The sequence below is a fragment of the Novosphingobium indicum genome, from assembly GCF_014645195.1.
Taxonomy (GTDB): Bacteria; Pseudomonadota; Alphaproteobacteria; order Sphingomonadales; family Sphingomonadaceae; genus Novosphingobium; species Novosphingobium indicum.
In genome coordinates, this window is sequence record NZ_BMLK01000072.1 from 1 (window position 1) to 2,735 (window position 2,735).

1 protein-coding gene, 3 pseudogenes and 1 other annotated feature are annotated in these 2,735 nt (G+C 60.2%); of the genes and pseudogenes, 2 read left to right on the plus strand and 2 right to left on the minus strand.

What is annotated here, in order from left to right; all coding sequences use genetic code 11:
• Positions 1-33: 33 nt before the first annotated feature.
• Positions 34-327, minus strand: a pseudogene (locus IEX64_RS24010) (transposase); the annotation flags it as partial.
• Positions 328-475: 148 nt separating this feature from the next.
• Positions 476-934, minus strand: coding sequence for a transposase (locus tag IEX64_RS24015; RefSeq protein ID WP_229710731.1), 459 nt, complete (start codon positions 932-934; stop codon positions 476-478).
• 76 nt (positions 935-1,010) lie between these two features.
• Between IEX64_RS24015 and IEX64_RS24020 the strand changes: the two are divergent.
• Positions 1,011-1,874, plus strand: a pseudogene (locus IEX64_RS24020) (IS256 family transposase); the annotation flags it as partial.
• A 53-nt stretch (positions 1,875-1,927) separates the two neighbouring features.
• Positions 1,928-2,670 (plus strand): annotated as a pseudogene (locus IEX64_RS24025) (IS3 family transposase); the annotation flags it as partial.
• Positions 2,209-2,323: a sequence feature (AL1L pseudoknot), on the plus strand. (Overlaps the previous pseudogene by 115 nt.)
• Positions 2,671-2,735: the final 65 nt, after the last annotated feature.

A 2,735-nucleotide genomic window follows, 5' to 3' on the forward strand; every position in this document is an offset into this window, starting at 1 on the left:
GCTTAACTCCTTACCCTTCGGAGCATACCAGAATCAGGTGTGTTTGCAAAGTATATAAACGCCAACTTCTTTCCTGGTCGCAATCGCCCAGATCATGCGCGCCATCTTGTTGGCAAGGGCCACTGCGACAAGCATTCTCGGCTTACGCCCTTTGATCCTATCAAGCCACGAGCCTTCGATGATCGACTTGCGCCCGAGCCAGTTCAGCCGCGACATGGCGCCAACAATCAATAGTCGGCGGATGTCGCGCTGCCCTGCTTTCGATACCCGCCCAAGGCGCTGTTTGCCTCCTGAAGAGTGCTGCCGAGGAACCAGACCTAGCCAAGCTGGAGACCCGCAAAAACCGGGTTGAGCAAGGCTTGGGAGCCTGACGGCGGAGATACCGATGGTGCCGGACGCTGTGGCGGCTGCCTTTGGCCTGTTTCCGACGACATTTCGGGTGGTTTCACCCGCGCTTCGCGGATTGCGGGCAGAGTCAGCCCGTGCATTCCCGGCGTTCGTGGAAGATCAGCCTGTTGAAGTTGTAGGCCAGGTTGCAAAGGGTCAACTTCGCTTCGGCCCTGGCCAGGCCGATGGTGCGGATGAACAACCCGAACCTGTTCTTTTGATGGGCGAAGACATGTTCGACATGAGCCCGGATCGAGGATTTGGCAACGTTGGCCCGCGCGGTCGCCTTCGCCATAGGTTTGCCCTTGGGTTTGCGCCGATGGATGCGGGACGTGAGCATCTGATCCGACAACCACTTCTCGTTGCGCCTGGATCGATAGGCACTGTCAGCCCATACCTCGGAACTGGTATTGTCCGTGCTGACAACCTGCCGGAGAAGGCGCCCGTCCGCCGCTGACGCCGAAGTCACCGCCATACCTCGGATGAAGCCGAAGCGCCGGTCGATGCTGATGTGGGATTTGTAGCCGAAGACCGGCAGGGCGATCATGGGGAGCGGCGTTCCATGGGCCTGTCAGTAATTTTGTGCGCGAGGCCATATAGATGGAATGGAAAGGACCATCGATATGGCAATCGACAAGGATTTACTGGATCAGCTTCTGGACGGTCGTGATCCGCAGGATTTGTTCGCCAAGGACGGGCTGATCGACGAGTTGAAGAAGGCGCTTTCGGAGCGGATGCTCGCTGCCGAACTGGACGATCATCTCGAATCGGAAGCGGAAACCAGGGTTGGCAATCGCCGCAATGGCAGTTCGAAGAAGACGATGTTGACCGGTTCGTCGAAGGTGACGCTGGACATTCCGCGCGACCGGTCGGGTACGTTTGATCCCAAGCTGATCGCCAAATACCAACGCCGCTTCCCGGACTTCGACGACAAGATCATCTCGATGTACGCACGCGGCATGACGGTGCGCGAGATCCGGGGGCACCTTGAGGAGCTTTACGGCATCGACGTATCGCCGGACCTGATATCGACGGTGACCGACGCCGTGCTGGAAACGGTCAGCGAATGGCAGGGACGACCGCTCGATGCCTGTTATCCGCTGGTGTTCTTTGACGCGATCCGGGTCAAGATCAGGGACGAAGGCTTCGTGCGCAACAAGGCGGTCTACATCGCGCTGGGCATCTTGCCCGATGGAACCAAGGAAATCCTCGGCATCTGGATAGAGCAAACCGAAGACGCCAAGTTCTGGATGCGCGTCATGAACGAGCTGAAAAACCGGGGCGTAGCCGATATCCTGATCGCCGTTGTCGACGGCCTGAAGGGCTTCCCGGATGCGATCAACGCGGTCTTCCCCGAAACCGTCGTTCAAACCTGCATCGTGCATCTGATCCGAAACAGCATGAGCTTCGCGTCCTGGAAAGACCGCAAGGCCATCGCCCAGTCCCTACGCAGCGTCTATCGCGCCGAGAATGCCGAGGCCGGCCTGTGAACCGCCCCGGCTTTCCCGGAGGCTCCTATTTGTGAGAAGGAGCTTTCGTGATGAGCAAGACCCGGAACAAGTTTTCACCTGAAGTCCGCGAACGCGCGGTACGCATGGTGGGCGAGCATCGCGCCGATTACGGCTCGGAGTGGGAGGCGATGACCTCGATCGCCAGCAAGATAGGCTGCACGGCCGAGACGCTGCGCCGCTGGTGCCGTGAGGAGGCGAGCCGACGAATGGCACCAGCGGCACAGGCCACCGACGACAAAGCTCGGCTCAAGCTGCTGGAACGCGAGGTCAAGGAGCTACGGCGGGCCAACGAGATCCTGCGTAAAGCATCGGCGTATTTTGCGCAGGCGGAGCTCGACCGCCAAGGCAAATGGTGATGTCGTTCATCGACAGCCATCGCGAGGACCTGGGTATCGAGCCGATCTGCCGGGTACTGGCAGTCGCCCCTTCCTCCTATCATGAGCATGCCCGGCGCTTGGCCGATCCCGGCAGGCGTCCTGCGCGTGCTCGCCGTGATGACGAGATCATGGAGCAGATCAAGCGCGTCCACGAGGCCAGTTCCGGGCTCTACGGCGCACGCAAGGTATGGCGCCAGTTGCTGCGCGACGGCGTGGCCGTTGCCCGATGCACCGTGGAGCGCCTGATGGCGACCATGGGGCTGGCAGGCGTACGGCGCGGCAAGACGACGGTCACCACGGTCAGCAACCCGAAAGCCCCATGCCCGCTGGACAAGGTCAATCGTGAGTTCCGCGTTGAACGGCCCAACGCCTTGTGGGTGGTGGATTTCACTTACAGTGCGCCTCGTCCCGGATGATCCGGGAGGCGTATGTTGGAATGCAAAAGAGAAAGGAGGAATTG